The sequence below is a fragment of the Ruegeria sp. BB10 genome, from assembly GCF_056535725.1.
The window spans coordinates 437809-455943 of record NZ_JBQFIW010000001.1; the positions used below are offsets into that span (position 1 = coordinate 437809).

Genomic DNA, 18135 nt, shown 5'->3' on the forward strand with positions numbered 1-18135 from the left:
GGAGACAAGAATGCCAGACGTCAGCACGGACCTTAGGGTTTTTAATGATTTTGAAAGAAACCCGGAACTTCTCAAAAAATTCGACAAGGTGTTGGAGGCGTACTCTGCTGCTGCCATTTTTGCGGATGTGCAGTACCGAACAGGCGTGATGGACAGCGCCATCAAGCCCGCTTTCCGCGCCAAGGTGACAGGCCAGGCCGTGACGGTCCAGCTTTCAAAAGGTGATCTGGTGGACCCATTGCGAGCGCTTGAAATGGGACAACCCGGGGACGTGATCGTTGTGGACGCGGGTGGTGATCGTCAAACGTCAGTCTGCGGCGGTTTAATGGGTGGCCTGGCCAAGAACCGTGGCATTCGGGGTATGATCGTAGATGGCACTGGGCGTGACACAGATGAGTTGGAAGACATTAACTGGCCAATCTGGACGCGCGCGATCACGCCGCGCGGAACGCACACGATGTTCTCGGAACGTAAAGAAGAACTTTCGATCAATGTGCCAATCGCCTGTGGGGGCGTCGTGGTAAACCCCGGAGATTTCATTGTAGCTGATCTTATGGGCGTCGTCGTGGTTCCACAGGAAATTGCAGAAGAAACCGTGCGCCTTGCTCAAGAGCAAGCTGACCGTGAGGAGGAAACCCGTAAATGGGTGGCCCAAGGCAAAACCGTTGAGGATCTGCTAAATGAATTCGGTCGCATCTGAACCAGCGCTGATCGGCGTAGATTGGGGCACTTCATCGTTTCGTGCATTTCTAATTGGTGCGGAGGGCGACGTGATCGATGGGGTCTCGTCGCCTGAAGGTATCATGCAGGTTGCGGGACAAACCTTTGAGGCGGTCCTTGATCGTCTAATCGGCCCTTGGGTCGCCAAGGCTAACCTGCCGATCCTGGCATCTGGCATGATCACCAGCCGCAATGGCTGGGTAGAAACGCAATATGCTGAAATGCCGCTGGGTGCTGGCGGTCTTGCGCGAGCGTTGGTCCCGCACGAAGCGGCCAACGGAGCGCGTATTCATTTTGTGACAGGTGCTTCGACAGAACATGCTGGAGGACCGGACGTAATGCGGGGCGAGGAGACCCAGATCATCGGGGCATCTTCGCTTGGCTTGAGTGAAGGTATGTTCGTGATGCCGGGAACGCACAGCAAATGGGTTCAGGTTGCGGACGGGAAGATCGTGGATTTCTCGACTTACATGACAGGTGAGATCTTTTCGGCGCTGAAAGAACACACGATCCTTGGCACATTGATGAAGGAGGACGCCTTCAGCGAAGACGCATTCGTGATGGGCGTAAAGGCGGGCCTCAGCGGTGAGTCGAACCTGCTGCACAGCCTTTTTCATGTTCGGACGCTTCCTCTCATGGGCAAAATCCCAAAGGTTGCCACGGCCGACTACTTGTCGGGCTTGTTGATCGGGACCGAGGTTGCTGCCGCGACCGGCGAAGTAAAAGACGTCGGCACGATCACTGTTGTTGGACGAAGCGACTTGTCCGACCGATACGAAATCGCGCTTCGAACTGCTGGTTTCGAAAGCCGTCGCGCGCCAGATGATATCGTTGCGAAAGGGCATTTTCTGATTGCTCGCGCTGCGGGGTTGGTCGGATGATTGACCTCACCGCAGCTCTTGCCGAGTACCCGCTGATTGCGATTTTGCGGGGGCTTGCACCAGAAAATGCGCGCCCGGTTTCTGATGTACTCTTCGATACCGGGTTTCGGATAATCGAAGTGCCGCTCAACTCACCGGACCCGCTGGAATCGATTACGCAGATCGTTGCGAAACATGGCGCACAAGCCATAGTCGGCGCTGGCACTGTGTTGACTACGGATCAGGTTGCGGCGGTCGCAGATGCAGGCGGGCGGATCATCGTGTCGCCCAATATGAATCCGGACGTCGGGCGCGCGGCTGTCGCGCGGGGTCTGTATTGGTGTCCAGGTGTCATGACCCCATCCGAGGCCTTTACGGCGTTGGATATCGGAGCATCGGTCCTCAAATTCTTTCCGGCGGAAATGGTGCCACCCGCTGCCATCGCTGCAATGCGCGCCGTATTGCCTGCAGACGCAGTCGTCGCTGCGGTGGGCGGCATAACGCCTGATACGATGGCGTCGTATCATGCCTCGGGTGTAGATGGATATGGGCTGGGTTCCGCGCTGTTCAAACCGAGCTATACATTGGATGATATCGGCAGGCGCGCGCGCGCCTTCACCAATGTATTGGAGGAACTTGGATGAAACAGGCCCTTGTTACGGGCGGTACGCGAGGGATTGGTGCGGGTGTTGCACGGTCGTTGGCAGACGCAGGTTGGTCCGTCATTGCCGCATCCGCCTCCCAATCCGAAATGGATGCATTCGAGCCTCAGGACGGGTTAAAGGTGCAGCTCTTGGATGTCACCGACCAGACGTCCATCAATGATGTATTCGGCGAACTCACGGGTCTCGATGCCTTGGTGAACTGCGCAGGTATTCTTTTGCGTGGCGAAGAATATGACATCGACGTCTTCGCCAAGGTGCTCGATGTGAATCTGACAGGCACCATGCGCTGCTGTCTTGCCGCGCATCCATTGTTGGCTGAAGCGAGTGGGGCCATCGTCAACACCGCCTCTATGCTCAGTACCTTTGGTGGGCCTTTGGTTCCGGCGTATTCCGCTTCTAAGGGCGGCGTGGCACAGTTGACCAAGGCGCTCGCAGGTCGCTGGGCCGAAGACGGAATCCGGGTCAATGCCATCGCGCCGGGTTGGATTGAGACAGAGATGACCCAGGGCCTTCGGGAAGACCCTGAAAGAACAGCGGGGATCATGGCGCGTACGCCTATGAAACGCTGGGGGAAACCCGAAGAAGTCGGTGCGCTTGTGCAATGGCTTTTGAGTGAAAACGCCAGCTTTGTGACCGGATCAATCTATCCGGTCGATGGCGGCTATCTCGCTATGTGAGGAAAATCAATGAATGACGATGACACCGCCCGAATGCCATATCAGTTGCCGTTTCCCAAGGATGCGCAAGACGAGATCGTGATCCCGAATGCCATGAGCGAAGACGACAGGCTATGGGTTCCGCAGGCAGAGAACGTCTGGTTCCGACCGCTCTGCTTGAACCGCTCGCAAGGTTATTGGATGAACCTTCTCAAAGTGCGCAAAGCTGGTGTTCTTTCGCGGCACCGCCATCCACAGCCAGTCCACGGTTTTGTCCTGAAAGGGCGCTGGCATTATCTGGAACATGATTGGGTTGCGGAAGAGGGGGGATATGTCTTTGAGCCGCCGGGTGAGACTCATACTTTGGTCGTTCCCGACGATGTTGAAGAGATGGTCACCTATTTCCAGGTCAATGGCGTGATGTGCTATGTTGATCCGTGGGGCAAGGTCACTGGCTACGAAGATGTCTTTACCAAGATTGATCTGTGCCGAAAACACTTCGGGGAAGTCGGTCTTGGAGAAGATTACGTTGAACAATTCATCCGGTGATGCGCCGCGTTTCGCGCTTGTAGCGCATGATGCGCGAAAGGACGAAATCGTTGAATGGGTGGGTCTGCAATTGGCCCGCCTGTCCAGAGTACAAATCTTTTCGACTGGGACTACCGGTAGTCGCATTAAGCAAGCCTATCCAGAACTGGATGTGACCTGCCTGAAAAGTGGACCACTCGGAGGCGACCAACAGATCGGCGCCATGATCTGCGAAGAGAAACTGGATGCATTGATTTTCTTTGTCGACCCTCTCTCACCCATGCCACATGACGTCGACGTTAAGGCTCTGACCCGTCTCGCAACGGTATATAATCTGCCAATGGCATGTTCGCGCTCAACTGCGGATCTGATCGTCAAGGGGCTGATTGACGAGGATGAAAACGCGCCTGCGTGATACGCCACGCGCCGCAAGCGCCGATCAGCTGGTTTTCAAAAGGTGCTCTGCCAGACTGCCGAGGTTTTCGCTACCAAGCTGGCTCATGTTGGCCTCAATGTCAGCTTTCAGGATGTGAACGAGATGGTCGATCCCTCGTGCTCCGAACGCTGCAACAGCATATTGAAAGGCGCGCCCGACCATGACGAAATCTGCACCTTTCGCCAGGGCACGCATGATGTCCAATCCCCAGGCAACGCCAGAGTCGTAGATCAGTGGCACATCTATACCGACCGCCTCGCGGATGTTCGGGAGTTGGTCAATCACAGCGGGTCCGGCTTCGAATTGACGCCCGGAGTGGTTTGAGACCCAGATGCAATCCACGCCCTCGGCCACCATTTTTTGCGCGTCCTCCGGCCGCAAAACACCCTTGACGATCAGGTGACCCTCCCATTCCCGCCGCAGTTCGCGCAGGTAGTCCCAATCTGGAATCCCACGGATCAGAGCGCCTGCATGGGTAAAGCTTTCTCGCCCGCGGGTCGGGACGTAATCGTCAAAGAACCGCATACGTGGCATGATGCCCTCGCGCAGATGTGCAAGGCACCAGGCGGGTCGTGATGCCATTTCTGTCAGCGTGCGCAGGTCAGCTTTTGGAGGCACCGTCAGATTGGCGCGGCGTTGTCGTTCGCGCCGACTCTCTTCTGGAACGTCCACCGTGACAATCAGCGTATGAAATCCCGCTGCCTTAATCCTCGGCAGCATGGCGCGACGCAGATCGCCGGAGTTCACCGGGTAATGCTGAAACCATCCGTTATTGCCAATGTAAGGTGCCACATCTTCCGGTGAAGCAACCGCCACGCTGGACAACGAAAACGGAATGTTGTGAGCGACTGCTGCCTTGGCAAGCATTCGCTCTGCTCCTGCCCACATCAGGCCGGACATGCCGACCGGTGCAATCCCGAATGGCAGATCGTAAGTTTGACCCATCAATGTAGTCTGCAGGTCGGCCTGTGTTCGGCCGCATAGTACACGCGGCATGAATCCGATGGCATCAAGTGCGTCCCGGTTGACCTTCAACCCCAGCTCCCGGCCGGTCGCGCTGTCGAGGTATTCGAAAGCAAACTTCGGAATACGCTTCTGTGCGGTTTGCCGAAGGTCTTCTATCGACGGGTGAGATAGGTCCAGATCCATCCGGGTCCTCTGGTGTTGTTGTCTAACGTTAGTAGGGCTTCAGCCGGTCACCAAAGGGATGGCAAGGCCAAGGAAATTGCGGGCACATAAGTGATGAACATCAACAAGATCAGCATGCCAGCAAAGAATGGCAGGATTGCCCGGCTGAGGCTTTCGATGGAAACCTTCGAAATGCTGCTGGCCACGAACAGGTTTACACCCAATGGCGGTGTGCAGAACCCTATGGCTAGGTTGACCGTCAAGATGACACCAAAAACGATCGGATCGACACCCAGCGTGGTTGCAACCGGCAGCAGGATCGGCGTCATGATGATGATCGACGAAATCGTCTCCATGAACATGCCGATCACCAGCAAAAGCAAATTGATCAACAACAAAATGATGATCGGATTATCGGACAGGCTGGTGATTGTTGTTGCGAGCTCTGTCGGGATTCTTGCGAGCGTGATCAACCTGCCAAAGGCGGTCGCCATGATCACCAATATCAGAATGGTCCCGCTGGTCTTTGCACTGCCCGCCAAAACCTCTGGCAGGTCCTTGAGGGTGATGTCGCCATAGACGAATATGCCGATGAAAGCGGCATAGACTACGGCCACGGCACCGGCTTCGGTTGGGGTGAAGATACCGCTGTAGATGCCCCCAAGGATAATTACCGGCACCAATAGCGCCCAGATGGAAGACCGGAAGCTCTGCCAGACGCCCGGGCCTGAGAACGTAGTCGTCGATTGCTGAACAACCTCGTCCTTTCGCAGCAGAACACGAGCGACCAACATGAACATGAGGGCAAAAAGGATGCCAGGAACAACGCCTGCAAGAAACAGTTTGCCGATCGAAACCTCGGCAGTAACACCATATATGATGAAGGGAATACTTGGCGGGATCATTACACCGATCATTCCTGAGGATGCTGTCAATGCGCCGCTGAATTTGCGCGTATAGCCGACCTTTTCCATCTCTGGGATCATGTTCGACCCGATGGCGGCTACGGTCGCAGGAGATGAGCCGGATATGGCGGCAAAAAACACACAGGCGAGCACGTTCACATAAGCCAGCCCACCCCGGATATGACCGATCAGCGCATTGGCAAATCCAACCAGTCGGCGAGACATTCCGCCGTGTTGCATCAGGTCGCCTGCCAATATGAACAGAGGGACGGCAATTAGAGGAAAGGAGTCCGCGCCTGTTACCACCGACCGTGCCAGAAGAACCATGGGTGGTGTGCCATCTACAAAGACCATCACGATCATAGTGGCCAAGCCCAGACAGATGCCAATAGGCACGCTGAAGAGCAACAGGGCAAAGAGCGTCAAGAAAAGCGTTGTTGCAAGCATGCCGGGTTCCTCACGCTTTGGTTCCTGCGATCAGACGCAGGGTTCGGAACAGATGTTGAGTGACGCGGATCGCGGACAGGCCCGCGCCAATCGGCGCCGAAGCATAAAGGATCGGAATCGGTAGCCCCAAAACGACCGAACTCTGGCTGGCGACAAAAGGCTGTCGGATAAGCTTGATGCATTCAATTGTCAGAACGATCAGAAATCCAAGGACAAGAAGCGCGATCACAACATCCGCGTAAAGCCTTGCGCGCTCGCTTAGGACATCACGCAGGACCGTGATACGCACATGATCGCCTGTGTGGAACGCATAGCTTACGCCTAGCCAGACAAACCATACAAACAGCCAAAGCGTTAGCTCTTCGCCCCATGAAAGAGAGGCATTCAGAATGTAGCGCATGAACACATTTCCAAAGATCAACAAGACAATCGCGGCCAAAAGTGCACTGGCTAAGACCTTTTCGGCATTCATATCGATCCATTTGATAACCGACACCGTTCACCTCCCCTTGAACGAAAGGGGCACCCGAACTTTCATGGCGCGGGTGCCCGTATTGGCTGAGTAGTCCGAGGGTCAGCTTCCGCTCGCTGCGGAAACCGCTGCTACCCAGTCGTCATAGGCTTCAGCGCCAACCTCGTCGCGATACTGCAGACGGACGCTTTCGGTTTTGTCGGCAAAGGCCTGTCGCTGCTCTGCAGTCAGTTCCAGAACCTCGACACCAGCAGCACGAATCTGTTCCAGTTGTTCCGCATCTTCGCTCGCGACCAGTTCAGCCTGATATTCACGTGCGGCGGCCATCGAGTCCCGGACCAGTTGCTGATGCTCTGCGGACAGCGAGTCAAAGAACGGTTTGGAGATGACGGGCATATAGACCGCAAAGACATGGCCCGTGGTCGAAAGGTATTTCTGAACCTCGTAGAAACGCTGTGAGGTAATGATCGCCAGTGGGTTTTCCTGGCCGTCGATCACGCCTTGCTGGAGAGCAGAATAGACCTCACCAAAGTTCATCGGCGTCGGGTTGGCCCCGAGCGTTTCGAATGTCGCCACATGCGCCGGAACCTTCATGGTACGTAGCTTGACACCCTCGAGATCTGCGGGGGTTGCAACCGGGCGGACATTGTTGGTCACATTGCGTACACCCAATTCAAGCCAGCCAAGACCGACCAATCCCTGGTTTTCGACCCGTGCAAGCATGCCATCACCAGCATCACCATCAAGAACATCAAAGGCGATGTCCTTGGAGGAATACATGTAGGGCAGTTCAATTACTGCAAAAGCCGGATCCCAGCCCGCGAAGAAAGAGGAAGGAGGAATGGCCATTTCCAGAACGCCGGTTTGAACACCTTCGATCATTTCGCGATCAGGGCCCATCTGCGACGAAGGGAATATCTGTACGTCGATCTCACCATTCGAGCCAGCTTCGACCAGTTCTTCAAATTTCAGTAGCGCGCGATGCATATGAAACGCTTCTGCTGCGCCATGCCCAACCTTAATGACTGTTTCAGCGGATGCTGCAAAAGCAAGCCCGGCTGACATGACGACGCCAAGCGCCAATGTTGATTTCTTGAACAAGGTATCCTCCCACGGATTTAGTTTTTCGATCTATTATCTGAGATATCAGATATAATATAGAAATCAATCTTACATGTGCTATTGTGTTAGAAAGACGAAATTGGACGAAGTGAAAATGACCGAGATTTTGCCGATTAAGCGCCCGGATTCGTTGAGTAAAACTGCTGAAGAGCATATCCGAAAAGGCATAATCAATGGCACGTTTCAATTGGGTGAATCGTTGCCGGAAGTGAAGTTGTCAAATGCCATGGGCATCAGCAAAACTCCGATTCGCGAAGCTCTATCAGCTTTGAATCTTCAGGGTCTCGTTCAGATCTTTCCTCATCGAGGAGCCTTTGTATTCTCTCTTTCTCAAGAGGACGTGGTGCAGCTTTGCCAGTATCGGCTAATCCTGGAATCTGCAGCTTTGGAGCAGGCGCTTGAAAAGAACCCTTCGGTTCTGATCAATGAGCTGTCTACAATTGTTTCGAAGATGTCGGAAGCGCAGGAAGCGGATGAATTCGAACAGTACTTGGAACTTGACGCCGAGTTTCACGACGCGTTTTTAAGGTCCTGCGGAAACAGTTACCTGCGGGATGGATATCAAAAAGTCAGTGATATCGTCCAAACTATGCGGACACACCTGTCCAAACGTTCCAATCGAACGAAGAAATCTTTCAAGGAACATCAAGCGATCACATCGCTATTGGACGAGGGTAAAGTAAAAGCAGCAACGAACACCCTCAAACGTCAAATCACTCGCGGTGAGCGTTCTTACTCCGATTTGGTTGGTCTGAAGCAAGCATAGTTGTTCTGCCATCTGGTCTTGTCAGTAGAACTTTGCTTGAGCGGGGCAGGGCGGTTGCGTAGCTTTGCCCATGACCAGACCTGCCTCTTTCAATTACTTTAAGACCGGTCCAGAGATCATCCGCCTTGCGGTGATGTTATACATCCGCTTCCCGCTCTCGCTTCGGAATGTCGAAGACCTGCTGCACGAGTGAGGCATCGACGTGAGCCACGAAACTGTCCGATATTGGTGGAACAGGTTTGGTCCGGTGTTTGCTTCTGAGACCCGAAGAAAGCGTATTCAGCAATTTAGAACACACTCCAATTGGAAGTGGCACGTGGACGAGGTTTTCGTGAAGGTGATGGCAAGAGACACTACCTCTGGCGGGCTGTCGATCATGAGGGCGAAGTGATGGAAGCAATCGTCACCAAACGCCGAAACAAGCAGGCCGCGTTGAAATTCCTCAGGAAATTGATGAAGCGACACGGTAAAGCGGAAAACGTCGTCACGGATCGCTTCGCCTCATACAGAGCCGCGCTCAGAGAGCTGGGCACGCTCGAAACACAAAAGACGGGAAGGTGGCTCAACAACCGCGTCGAGAACTCGCACCTGCCGTTTCGACGACGCGAACGCGCGATGCAACGTTTCAGGCGCATGCGAAGTCTACAGAAATTCGCCTCCGTCCATTCCTCCGTTTACAACCACTTCAACCAGGAAAGATCGCTCGCCAGCAGAGATACCTTCAAGCTGACGCGCGCCGCCGCTCTTAGCGAGTGGCGTCAACTTTGTTCCGGATAGCTTCACGGTTTCTGCGGCAAACTGAAACTAGTTCGAATTAGTCTGACAGCACCCCTTGCAGACTCTTGAAGTCAAATGGCTTACTATGGGGCAATCGTGCATTAGGGCTTAAAATTTATGCGCAAAAGGAACCTTCAATATGAATAGGAGATTGTCTACGATCTTGGCCGCTGATGTTGTCGGTTATTCCACTCGAATGCGTGAAGATGAAGTCGACACGATAAATCGTGTTACACTGTTAAACGAGTTAATCGGAACTGTTGCGTCTACGCACAATGGGCGGGTCTTCAACCGCGCGGGTGATGGCTTTCTTTGGAGTTTTCTAGCCCGGTGGCGGCTGTTCGCTGTGCTTACAACTTACAACTTCAACTCGCTGCACCAGTAACCAAGCGAGAGATTGGACTAGAAATCAGGGTTGGGGTCCATCTTGCCGATGTCGTAGTAGATGGCGACGATTTGCTTGGCGATGGGGTAAATGTAGCAAGTCGTATTGAGTCTGAAGCCGAGCCGGGTATGGTCCTCGTAAGCAATGCAGTGTTCGATCACGCCAAGCGGTCGGCCCAGCTAAAATTTGAGAACAAGGGCACCCGAAAGCTAAAAAATATTTCCGAACCAATTACGGTCTACGCTGTTGCAGGCGAGCTTGGCACGCACAGTTGCGGAACCGCCCTTATCGAGGACAGTAGCCTTCCTGCGTGGCGGAACTTCAAAGTCCACCAACTCAATTGTTGTGCTTCCCTTCAAGAACATGAGCAATGATCCCGAGCAGGAGTATTTTTCCGATGGCCTGACGGAAGACATCATTACAGAGTTGTCCCGGTTCCCTGACATTCTCACGATCTCCGGGAATACTAGTTTTGGGTTAAAGGGGTTGCGGCGGACGCTCGTGAACTTGGACAGAAACTCGGCGTGCGTTTCTGTCTTGAGGGCGGGGTTCGCAAGCTGGGAAATCGCATACGGATCAACGCGTATCTGACGGATGCAGTGTCAGGCGAACAGCTTTGGGCAGAGCGGGCGGATTGCAATCTGGAGGATCTTTTCGATTTCCAAGATGACCTTGTTGCTAAAATCGTAGCTAGTGTGGCTGGCCAGATCGAACGGCAAATGGAAGCCACGGCACAGCGCAAACGTCCGGGTGACCGGAAGCCTATGAATGTTTAATCCGCGGTTTGTACTATCACCGGATTGGTGGAGTCACAAAGGAGAATGCACAGGAAGCAGTTCATTGGTTTGACGAAGCGCTGAAACGAGATCCAAGATATGGTCGAGTTCATGCGTGGAGGGCGTGCGCTGTCGCTACAGTAGCAGAATGGACCGGTGAAGATGTATGGGATGAGTTGGTCGAAGCAGGGAACCTAGCTGTCGAGCTGGATGAAACGGACGCTGAAAGCCATCGAATTGCCGGTTCCTTGGCGCTCTATGTTCGTGACTTTGAACGGGCTAAGTTCCACTTCAATCGCGCTCTGGAGTTAAACCCCAATCACGCGTTCATTGTCGGACGAACCGGTGAACTCCATAACTTTCTCGGAGATGGAAAGACTGCTCTTGAGTACCAAAAGCGTGCAAAGATGCTTGATCCCTTTTTGCCCGAATATTGCCGCGAACTAGAGGCAATTGCCTACTATGTCATGCATGATTTTGAGGCTTGTTTTAACACCGTGGATGAATTTGCGAGGCTCACTCGGCGGGCGGCAGCTTATCGGACTGCGGCCGCAACTCACTTGAATAATGACTGCAAGCTTGAACGAGCAGTTCGCGATTTGTTGCTTCACGATCCGGACTTTAGACCTTCTACATTCATTCAAACTGAATACTTCAAAGATCGCGAGATATCTAAAGATTGAAAGCCGAATTGAGGAGCGCTATGGCGACAACCTCACTTCGCCTCGCTGGTTGAATACACAATTTGCTAACTTAAAGATTGAGGATTAACGCGTCTTCTCTGTGTAAGAAAAGGTCTTGGATCGCCGGAGTCTAACGACCACTTTGTCCGCAAAGCAGTCGTACGAGCAACTAGCAGCGAATGGCCGCACCGAGCCCATAGTGACTGCTGCTGCGCGATCAACCGACGGCGGCTATGCGGTCAAAACTGACATTCCGGTCTACTGTATGTGGTCGTCATTTTCCTGCAAAAGATTACCTGAGCGGACCTACCTACCGTTCGCCGGGTATCAGAACGCCGAAACAGAACTTACATTTTTTTGGCATGTGATCTAGAAGAAACGACTCCCAACGTTTATCGGGAGCCGCATTTACTGAATAGGAGGGTCTTTGGAAAATCAGGCGTGTCCACCACCGATCAAGCCGATACCCGAAGTCAGACCGAACCAAGCTTTAACCCGCAGACCGACTGCCTTGATGATACCCATAGCCTGGATCCCGTGGGCAACAAGTGTTCCTTCCATGTCACCTTCAAATTTGGTGGTGTAGGATTGGACGATGCAACCACTACCTGGCACCAAAAGTTCGCGGTGTTCTGGGTGCACCAGATCGAGATGCACAACGATCTGACCCCGTTTCGCCTTTTCACTCGGCTCAATCAGGCGACCGCTAGGCGCGAGCTGACCCGAAGAAATCTGCTCCTGAATACGTACGATCCTTGCAGGAAGAACGGTGTTGCGCATCGAGATGTTGAAGTTGCTTTCGCAAGCCACCTCTGCGGCCATACCTTCGTACAGTTCGGTGCGAGAAACCTGTGAGAAGCCGGCTACGACGCGTCCTTTCTCTACATCTTTTCGGTCGGGTACGATCAGCATTGCGGGGCTCATTGCGGCTTGCGCTGCGCGTGAACCAACATTCAGGGTAACTTGTTCAACTACACCATCGACAGAGCTGCGCGTCAGGGTCTTTGAGAGTTCCACCTGAGCTTGCTGTAACGATGCACGCGCCGATGCAAGTTGGGCGGGCAGAACAGCCGTCGCCTGAACTTGCGCCACACCAAGTTGCGTTTCAGCAGCCTCAACCTCAGCTTCCCGAGTGCTCAAAGTTGCTTGAGCGCGCTCCAGCTGGCTCACTTGAAATGCCGCAGAGCCCTTTGCTTGAAGTGCCTCGTGATCCATCAGCACCAGCTCAGCCTGTTCTCTAGCGGTAACTGCGGCATCCACCACGGCCTGCGCGGTCTGGACCTGCAACTCAGCGGCCAGTTTCGCGCTTTCAATCTCTTCAACTTTGCGCATCGCAAAATCTACAGCGGCTTGTTCCGACGCATTCTCGACTGCAAACAGCGGATCGCCCGGTTCGACACGATCGCCGCCCTTTACATAGATGTCCGTAACGGTTCCGCCGTTCTCGGCGACGACCGGAACAGTTCTGAATGGCACGAGGCCGGTGTAGGACTTGGGATAGTAGTAGAATACAGCAAAGAACACGATCAGGGCGAGAACGAACCACATGAAGAGCGCTCGGTGAACATTGTAGAGGGTGACCGGTAGCCCGCGCCATTTCAGATAAATCACGCGCAGGACAAACGGAAAAGAGGTTACTAGAAGCTCAATCATTTTGCCAACTCCTCTTTCGATGGACGCCACCACAACATGAAGTCGCGAGCGATTGCGGTCAGGATTAAGGCACCCGGCAGTAGACTGCTGAAGTGGCTCAGGGCAGGCATCAGCTCATACGCCAAGGCGACAGTGAGCATTGTCGGAATAGTTGTGCGCAGCGGAGTGCCGATTGACTTGTGTTCGGTGTAACGTTCAAAGCGCGCGTACAGATGTACGACCAGCAGGATCGCAAGGGCGAGAACGACCAAGCCTACCCATGCATAGGTGTCGGTTTGGTTGGGCGCGACCCACCATCTGGGATCGCCGCCAGCGGCAAAGGCCGGAGTTGAAATGACGCCAACTAAGGGCGCCATCAGGAACGCGGGTGGTTTCATGTTTCAGGTCCTTTTGTTACGCAGCCACGCTGCGAATGTAGATTTTCAGTGTTTGGAGAACGTCAATTCTCGGTTGGTTGTTGTGCGGGTTCTGAGGGCTGTTCCTGCGGGGCGTAGGGTGGATCCCAACGACGTCCGTTCGGTGTTTTCTCGCCAAGTGGCGAACTGCGCAGACCGTGGATGTTCCCCCCGGACCACTCTTGCTTGGCGGAGTTTTGGATTGCCTTCAGTACGCGGTAGTACCTTGCGAAGTAGATCATGGTCGTTTCCTTTCTGATGACCCGGACCTAACCGTCGTCGCGCCAGCAATCCTGAGGGTTCTGGACATTTGTTGTTGGCTTCTGGACAATTACTGTGACTGCAGGGAGTTGCGTGCCATTCAGGGGAGGACGCGAAAGTGCCACGCATCAGCACTTACAGACTGCGAAACGTCGGGCTGCGTTATTCTCAAGAACCCGGCGCGCGCATTCCGTTTCCCGAAGTCCTGGAAATGGCGGGGGCACCCGTTGATATCGGCGATAGCCCCGACGCAACTGTCGAGCTGCTACATGAGGCGGGTGCAGTTGAAACTGCCTGCCGGGTTTTGGAAGACAAAACTTTTGCCGCGCGCGTTGGGCTTTCGGCGCAAGGTCCCGGAACGCTTTTGGCTTACATCGTTCGTGCAGCCGAAACGATCGAAGACGCGCTGGCGCTTACGCAACGTTTTTACGCAATGCAAGACCCTGACTTGAGTCTGGACGTGGTGGGGGCGCCCGACGAGCCAAGGATCACTCTGGAGAGCAATGTAATCCCGGCACATCAATATCCTCGTCATCGCGAAATGCTGATATTCGGCCTTTATAAGCGAGTTCAACAAATCACCTCTGGCAGGCTTGCCCCGATCTCTATCGAGTTGGAAACGGACGACGACGAGCACTGCCGGCGGCTGGCCGAATTGGCGGGATGTGATGTCGTAGGCTTCAAGTCTGGATACGCCTTGGCCCTGCCCACAAACGGCATGAGTTTTAAGATACCAACGGCAGACCCCACCTTATTGGGACATTTACGAAGGCACGGAGAAGAGCAACTGAAGGCGCAGCCTGATGCAGTCCGTAGTCTGTCCGACCGCATAATGGATATGCTCGGCGAACGTCTTCCCGGACCGATACCAAACGGCGACGATATAGCCGGAGAACTTGGCCTGACGCGTCGGACCATGACACGGCACCTGTCGGCCGAGGGAACAAGCTTTAAGGCTCTTCTGGAAGGTGTGCTGTGCGACCTGTCCAAACGCATGCTGCGTAGCGGTGAGGGTGTTGCCCGTGTTGCCTTCATGCTTGGATTTGCGGATCAGGCCGCCTTTTCGGTGGCGTTCAAGCGCTGGACAGGTGAAACGCCTGCCAGATTCCGTAAAGCTGGCCGCTAGAGGGACTGGCACCGGGGATCGAAAGATGTCCAAGATCCACAAAACCTTGTCCCGTCTCCAAAAGAAAGCGGGCCATCGGGTCACCTAGTTCAATGGCACACAGCAGCCACGGTGGTTGCTAACCCAGAACAAGGATGAACCCTATGAAGACCTCGAAGAAATTCATTATCGCCCCGATCTCAGGCGCACTTCTGATCACCATGGCGGCAACAGCTCATGCTGACTACGTCACCGACAAGGCGATCAAGGGTGCAGTTGTCGGCGCCACTGTCGCCGGTATCGCAGGCGAAAGCATCGTAGGTGGCGCGGCTGCTGGTGCCGCAGTCGGAGCCGTAGGCGGCGCGATCCAAAAGGACAATTTCGAAGACGCGCAGGACGAAGCCCAGGAGCGTCGCGACGACTTTAAAGAAGAACACAAAGACTGGAACGACTAAGACACCACCCCCAGTGAAGCAAACAAGGAGAAACACAGCCGAACAAACCCGACCGGTCAGCATGCGCTGTTAGCATCCAGACGCAGTTTGACTGACCATCCCGCACAGAACTCGCACAGTTTCTGATAGGTTGCCATCCAGCTCACAAACGAGCCGGGTGGCAACTTTGTTTTGAGCCCTCGAACGCAATTGTTTCCAGAAGGCGCGGTTTCAACTTTCAGCCTCAGTCCCAGCCAATGGGAACTGGGTTTTGTCCAAAACCCAAAAACAACCGTCCAGAACCCAAATGAACTGAAACAGGTAACAACCCAAATCCGGCTCATCTGAATGACATCGATGAGCTGGCAGCCGAGGTACTTCTGTTCACTGCCGCACTTTGCAACCCAATGCCAAAGGAAACGGCAATGAACTTATTCGCAAACTTTGACGCAGAGACTCTGGCACGCATCCAGTTTGCCTTTACTGTGTCATTTCACATCATCTTCCCGGCCTTTTCTATCGGCTTGGCAAGCTTCTTGGCCGTTCTCAATGGCCTCTGGCTATGGCACAATGACAGGACTTACCTCAACCTGTTCAACTACTGGAAAAAGATCTTCGCAGTTGGTTTTGCGATGGGTGTCGTGTCCGGCATCGTGATGTCGTACCAATTCGGTACGAACTGGAGCACATTCTCGGACACCGCAGGCCCTGTAATCGGGCCCTTGATGGCTTACGAGGTCATGTCAGCCTTTTTCCTGGAGGCAGGCTTCCTCGGCATTATGCTTTTCGGTCGCGAACGCGTCGGTCCGAGCTTGCACATGATGGCCACAGCGATGGTCGCTCTTGGCACTCTGATATCGGCTACGTGGATCTTGTCAGTCAATTCTTGGATGCAAACCCCAGCTGGGTTTGACATCAACGAACTGGGGCAGTTCATTCCCGATGACTGGTGGTCGATTGTCTTCAATCCGTCCTTCCCCTACCGCCTGATGCACATGGTTCTTGCCGCCTATCTCACCACTGCTTTTGTGGTGGCCGGGGTTGCGGCGTGGCATTTGCTGCGGCGCAATCGCACGGCTGAGATCACCCGAATGTTCTCGATGGCAATGTGGATGGCCGTTCTAATCACCCCTCTGCAGATCGTTGCCGGCGACCTTCATGGTTTGAATACGCTGGAGCATCAGCCGCAGAAAGTGATGGCGATGGAAGGTCACTTTGACAGCCACCCCGAAGGTGCACCGCTAATCCTGTTCGGCATTCCAAACGAAGATGAAAAGCGCGTGGACTACGCCATCGAAATCCCGAAACTATCATCGCTGATCCTGAAACATGACCCCAACGCGCCGCTTGACGGGCTGGACACTATCCCCGATGACGAAGAACCCCCGGTCGCGATTGTATTCTACAGCTTCCGCATCATGCTCGCCATCGGCTTTGCCATGCTGGGCATCGGCTTGTGGTCGCTTGTTCAGCGGGTTCGCGGCCGCCTCAACGAAGATCGCTGGTTGCACCGGACATCCGTTCTATTGGCGCCCAGCGGGTTTGTAGCGGTACTGGCCGGTTGGATTACCACCGAAGTGGGGCGCCAGCCGTACACGGTGTACGGGCTGATGCGGACATCGGACTCACTCTCACAAGTGGATGCACCTTCTGTTGCCGCGTCTTTGATAGCGTTCATCGTAGTGTATTTCGCCGTGTTCGGAGCGGGCACGTTCTACATGCTGCGCCTCATGGGCAAAGCACCCGCCGAAGGTCCTCGGGAAAATTACAGAACTATTGAAATCCCGACTATGGCGGAGGCGGCGTAATGCTTGAACTCTCGACAATCTGGGCAGGCATAATAGCGTTTGCCGTTTTAACCTACGTGATCCTGGACGGTTTCGATCTTGGAATTGGAATCCTCTTTCCATTCGCGAAAACCGACAAAGATCGGGATGTTATGATGAACTCAGTCACTCCGGTATGGGACGGGAACGAAACCTGGCTGGTCATGGGCGGCGGAGGTTTGTTCGCTGTTTTCCCGCTGGCTTATTCCGTGGTGATGCCCGCGATCTATTTGCCCGTTATCATCATGCTTCTTGCGCTTGTTTTCCGCGGTGTCGCCTTCGAATACCGGTGGCGAACGGTGCGTGGGCGCTGGCTGTGGGATGTCGCGTTTCACGGCGGTTCAACCGTGGCTGCCTTCTGCCAAGGCATCACGCTTGGCGCGCTGGTCCAGGGCATTCCGGTCGAAGATCGGCTGTACGCAGGTGCACAGTGGGATTGGCTGACGCCGTTCTCTGTCCTATCGGGTGTGGCCTTGGTGATCGGGTATGCCTTGCTGGGCGCGACCTGGCTCAATATGAAAACAACGGGCGGAATACAGCACCAGATGCGTTCCTATGCACGTCCACTGATGCTCATGACGCTCGGGTTGATTGGCCTCGTCAGTCTTTTGACCCCGTTCCAAGATCCGATCTATCTGATCAGATGGTTTTCGTGGCCCGGTGTAGTTTTCTCTGTGTGTGTGCCGGCTGTTGTTGCTCTCATTGCTTGGATGCTTCATCGCGGCCTGAAGACACAGCGCGACTATCAGCCCTTCTTCTGCGCCATTGCCTTGTTCGTCGTGTGCTTCATTGGCATTGGGATCAGTTTCTATCCCTATATGCTACCCCCAAGTCTCACGATTGCCGAAGCCGCAGCACCTGACAGCAGTTTGGCTTTCGCTCTGGTCGGAGCCGTCATTCTGCTGCCTGTGATCCTTGCTTACACCGCCTACACGTACTGGGTATTCCGCGGAAAGATCGATCCAGAGGAGAGCTTCCATTGAAACTGATAAAGCAAGTTTTCTGGTTCAGCGCGATATGGTTCGGCAGCGTCTTGTGCCTAGCCAATGTCGCTTACGTAATCAGGTTGTTCATCACCTGAAATTGCAAAGATACCAATGCTCGCGCGTCGGCATGTCCAACTCGCGCAAATATT

Annotated in this window: 21 protein-coding genes and 1 pseudogene; 16 read left to right on the forward strand and 6 right to left on the reverse strand. The window is 54.3% G+C overall.

Going from position 1 to position 18135, the window contains the following annotated elements; translation table 11 throughout:
- Window positions 1-10 precede the first annotated feature (10 nt).
- From ACR3EP_RS02220 to ACR3EP_RS02245, 6 genes are read left to right on the forward strand one after another with little or no spacing between them, the layout of a single operon-like run.
- Window positions 11-700 (forward strand): RraA family protein, encoded by a 690-nt coding sequence (locus ACR3EP_RS02220; protein ID WP_108861947.1) that lies wholly within the window; start codon window positions 11-13, stop codon window positions 698-700.
- On the forward strand, window positions 681-1601 hold the full coding sequence (locus ACR3EP_RS02225; RefSeq protein ID WP_170548120.1) for a 2-dehydro-3-deoxygalactonokinase: 921 nt from the start codon (window positions 681-683) through the stop codon (window positions 1599-1601). The genes ACR3EP_RS02220 and ACR3EP_RS02225 overlap by 20 nt, the downstream gene beginning before the upstream one ends.
- Window positions 1598-2224: a 2-dehydro-3-deoxy-6-phosphogalactonate aldolase gene (locus ACR3EP_RS02230; RefSeq protein ID WP_480636110.1), complete on the forward strand. Its 627-nt coding sequence runs from the start codon at window positions 1598-1600 to the stop codon at window positions 2222-2224. The genes ACR3EP_RS02225 and ACR3EP_RS02230 overlap by 4 nt, the downstream gene beginning before the upstream one ends.
- The gene (locus ACR3EP_RS02235; RefSeq protein ID WP_480636111.1) at window positions 2221-2922 is read left to right on the forward strand and encodes an SDR family NAD(P)-dependent oxidoreductase; all 702 of its coding nucleotides are present in this window, start codon (window positions 2221-2223) and stop codon (window positions 2920-2922) included. Before ACR3EP_RS02230 ends, ACR3EP_RS02235 begins: the two co-directional genes overlap by 4 nt.
- A gap of 9 nt (window positions 2923-2931) precedes the next feature.
- A complete protein-coding gene (locus ACR3EP_RS02240) occupies window positions 2932-3450 on the forward strand; it encodes a 2,4'-dihydroxyacetophenone dioxygenase family protein (protein ID WP_010437260.1) in 519 nt (172 codons plus the stop codon).
- The gene (locus ACR3EP_RS02245; RefSeq protein WP_480636113.1) at window positions 3431-3844 is read left to right on the forward strand and encodes a methylglyoxal synthase; all 414 of its coding nucleotides are present in this window, start codon (window positions 3431-3433) and stop codon (window positions 3842-3844) included. The genes ACR3EP_RS02240 and ACR3EP_RS02245 overlap by 20 nt, the downstream gene beginning before the upstream one ends.
- 24 nt (window positions 3845-3868) lie before the next feature.
- Here the strand turns inward: ACR3EP_RS02245 and ACR3EP_RS02250 are convergent, their stop codons facing one another.
- The 4 genes from ACR3EP_RS02250 to ACR3EP_RS02265 all read right to left on the reverse strand — a co-directional run bounded on the left by ACR3EP_RS02250 (window position 3869) and on the right by ACR3EP_RS02265 (window position 7918).
- Window positions 3869-5014, reverse strand: coding sequence for an alpha-hydroxy acid oxidase (locus tag ACR3EP_RS02250; protein ID WP_480636114.1), 1146 nt, complete (start codon window positions 5012-5014; stop codon window positions 3869-3871).
- Window positions 5015-5061: 47 nt separating this feature from the next.
- Entirely contained in the window at window positions 5062-6345 is a 1284-nt protein-coding gene (locus tag ACR3EP_RS02255; protein WP_480636116.1) for a TRAP transporter large permease, read from the reverse strand.
- Between the two features lie 10 nt (window positions 6346-6355).
- Window positions 6356-6841 (reverse strand): TRAP transporter small permease, encoded by a 486-nt coding sequence (locus tag ACR3EP_RS02260; protein ID WP_480636118.1) that lies wholly within the window; start codon window positions 6839-6841, stop codon window positions 6356-6358.
- 78 nt (window positions 6842-6919) lie between these two features.
- Complete coding sequence (locus tag ACR3EP_RS02265) at window positions 6920-7918, reverse strand: TRAP transporter substrate-binding protein (protein ID WP_010437266.1); 999 nt, start codon at window positions 7916-7918, stop codon at window positions 6920-6922.
- 115 nt (window positions 7919-8033) lie between these two features.
- Here ACR3EP_RS02265 and ACR3EP_RS02270 point away from each other — a divergent pair, with 115 nt between their 5' ends.
- The 5 genes and pseudogenes from ACR3EP_RS02270 (at window position 8034) to ACR3EP_RS02290 (ending at window position 11326) form a co-directional block, all read left to right on the forward strand.
- Window positions 8034-8705 (forward strand): GntR family transcriptional regulator, encoded by a 672-nt coding sequence (locus tag ACR3EP_RS02270; RefSeq protein WP_480636120.1) that lies wholly within the window; start codon window positions 8034-8036, stop codon window positions 8703-8705.
- A 70-nt stretch (window positions 8706-8775) separates the two neighbouring features.
- Window positions 8776-9482: pseudogene (locus ACR3EP_RS02275) on the forward strand (IS6 family transposase).
- Between the two features lie 312 nt (window positions 9483-9794).
- Complete coding sequence (locus ACR3EP_RS02280; RefSeq protein ID WP_480636121.1) at window positions 9795-10241, forward strand: adenylate/guanylate cyclase domain-containing protein; 447 nt, start codon at window positions 9795-9797, stop codon at window positions 10239-10241.
- 150 nt (window positions 10242-10391) lie between these two features.
- On the forward strand, window positions 10392-10643 hold the full coding sequence (locus ACR3EP_RS02285) for a hypothetical protein (protein WP_480636123.1): 252 nt from the start codon (window positions 10392-10394) through the stop codon (window positions 10641-10643).
- A 176-nt stretch (window positions 10644-10819) separates the two neighbouring features.
- Window positions 10820-11326 (forward strand): tetratricopeptide repeat protein, encoded by a 507-nt coding sequence (locus ACR3EP_RS02290; protein ID WP_480636124.1) that lies wholly within the window; start codon window positions 10820-10822, stop codon window positions 11324-11326.
- 435 nt (window positions 11327-11761) lie between these two features.
- On the opposite strand, the gene ACR3EP_RS02295 is transcribed toward ACR3EP_RS02290, so the two are convergent.
- Both ACR3EP_RS02295 and ACR3EP_RS02300 read right to left on the reverse strand, forming a co-directional pair.
- Entirely contained in the window at window positions 11762-13009 is a 1248-nt protein-coding gene (locus ACR3EP_RS02295; RefSeq protein WP_217353028.1) for an HlyD family secretion protein, read from the reverse strand.
- Complete coding sequence (locus ACR3EP_RS02300) at window positions 12976-13356, reverse strand: hypothetical protein (protein ID WP_170347760.1); 381 nt, start codon at window positions 13354-13356, stop codon at window positions 12976-12978. Before ACR3EP_RS02300 ends, ACR3EP_RS02295 begins: the two co-directional genes overlap by 34 nt.
- 397 nt (window positions 13357-13753) lie before the next feature.
- Between ACR3EP_RS02300 and ACR3EP_RS02305 the strand changes: the two genes are divergently transcribed.
- The 5 genes from ACR3EP_RS02305 to ACR3EP_RS02325 all read left to right on the forward strand — a co-directional run bounded on the left by ACR3EP_RS02305 (window position 13754) and on the right by ACR3EP_RS02325 (window position 18081).
- Window positions 13754-14761, forward strand: coding sequence for a helix-turn-helix domain-containing protein (locus ACR3EP_RS02305; protein ID WP_480636126.1), 1008 nt, complete (start codon window positions 13754-13756; stop codon window positions 14759-14761).
- Window positions 14762-14904: 143 nt separating this feature from the next.
- Entirely contained in the window at window positions 14905-15195 is a 291-nt protein-coding gene (locus tag ACR3EP_RS02310) for a glycine zipper domain-containing protein (RefSeq protein WP_058283947.1), read from the forward strand.
- Window positions 15196-15599: 404 nt separating this feature from the next.
- Window positions 15600-16982 (forward strand): cytochrome ubiquinol oxidase subunit I, encoded by a 1383-nt coding sequence (locus ACR3EP_RS02315; RefSeq protein WP_480636128.1) that lies wholly within the window; start codon window positions 15600-15602, stop codon window positions 16980-16982.
- A complete protein-coding gene (gene cydB, locus ACR3EP_RS02320) occupies window positions 16982-17983 on the forward strand; it encodes a cytochrome d ubiquinol oxidase subunit II (RefSeq protein WP_170374659.1) in 1002 nt (333 codons plus the stop codon). The genes ACR3EP_RS02315 and cydB overlap by 1 nt, the downstream gene beginning before the upstream one ends.
- Window positions 17980-18081, forward strand: coding sequence for a DUF2474 family protein (locus tag ACR3EP_RS02325; protein WP_170362893.1), 102 nt, complete (start codon window positions 17980-17982; stop codon window positions 18079-18081). The genes cydB and ACR3EP_RS02325 overlap by 4 nt, the downstream gene beginning before the upstream one ends.
- Window positions 18082-18135 lie beyond the last annotated feature (54 nt).

Coding starts and splice junctions, on each gene's coding strand:
- cydB (WP_170374659.1), top strand. CDS start 16,982: ATGCTTGAACTCTCGACAATCTGGGCAGGCATAATAGCGTTTGCCGTT.
- ACR3EP_RS02240 (WP_010437260.1), top strand. CDS start 2,932: ATGAATGACGATGACACCGCCCGAATGCCATATCAGTTGCCGTTTCCC.
- ACR3EP_RS02235 (WP_480636111.1), top strand. CDS start 2,221: ATGAAACAGGCCCTTGTTACGGGCGGTACGCGAGGGATTGGTGCGGGT.
- ACR3EP_RS02315 (WP_480636128.1), top strand. CDS start 15,600: ATGAACTTATTCGCAAACTTTGACGCAGAGACTCTGGCACGCATCCAG.
- ACR3EP_RS02310 (WP_058283947.1), top strand. CDS start 14,905: ATGAAGACCTCGAAGAAATTCATTATCGCCCCGATCTCAGGCGCACTT.
- ACR3EP_RS02255 (WP_480636116.1), bottom strand. CDS start 6,345: ATGCTTGCAACAACGCTTTTCTTGACGCTCTTTGCCCTGTTGCTCTTC.
- ACR3EP_RS02250 (WP_480636114.1), bottom strand. CDS start 5,014: ATGGATCTGGACCTATCTCACCCGTCGATAGAAGACCTTCGGCAAACC.
- ACR3EP_RS02300 (WP_170347760.1), bottom strand. CDS start 13,356: ATGAAACCACCCGCGTTCCTGATGGCGCCCTTAGTTGGCGTCATTTCA.
- ACR3EP_RS02270 (WP_480636120.1), top strand. CDS start 8,034: ATGACCGAGATTTTGCCGATTAAGCGCCCGGATTCGTTGAGTAAAACT.
- ACR3EP_RS02230 (WP_480636110.1), top strand. CDS start 1,598: ATGATTGACCTCACCGCAGCTCTTGCCGAGTACCCGCTGATTGCGATT.
- ACR3EP_RS02220 (WP_108861947.1), top strand. CDS start 11: ATGCCAGACGTCAGCACGGACCTTAGGGTTTTTAATGATTTTGAAAGA.
- ACR3EP_RS02225 (WP_170548120.1), top strand. CDS start 681: ATGAATTCGGTCGCATCTGAACCAGCGCTGATCGGCGTAGATTGGGGC.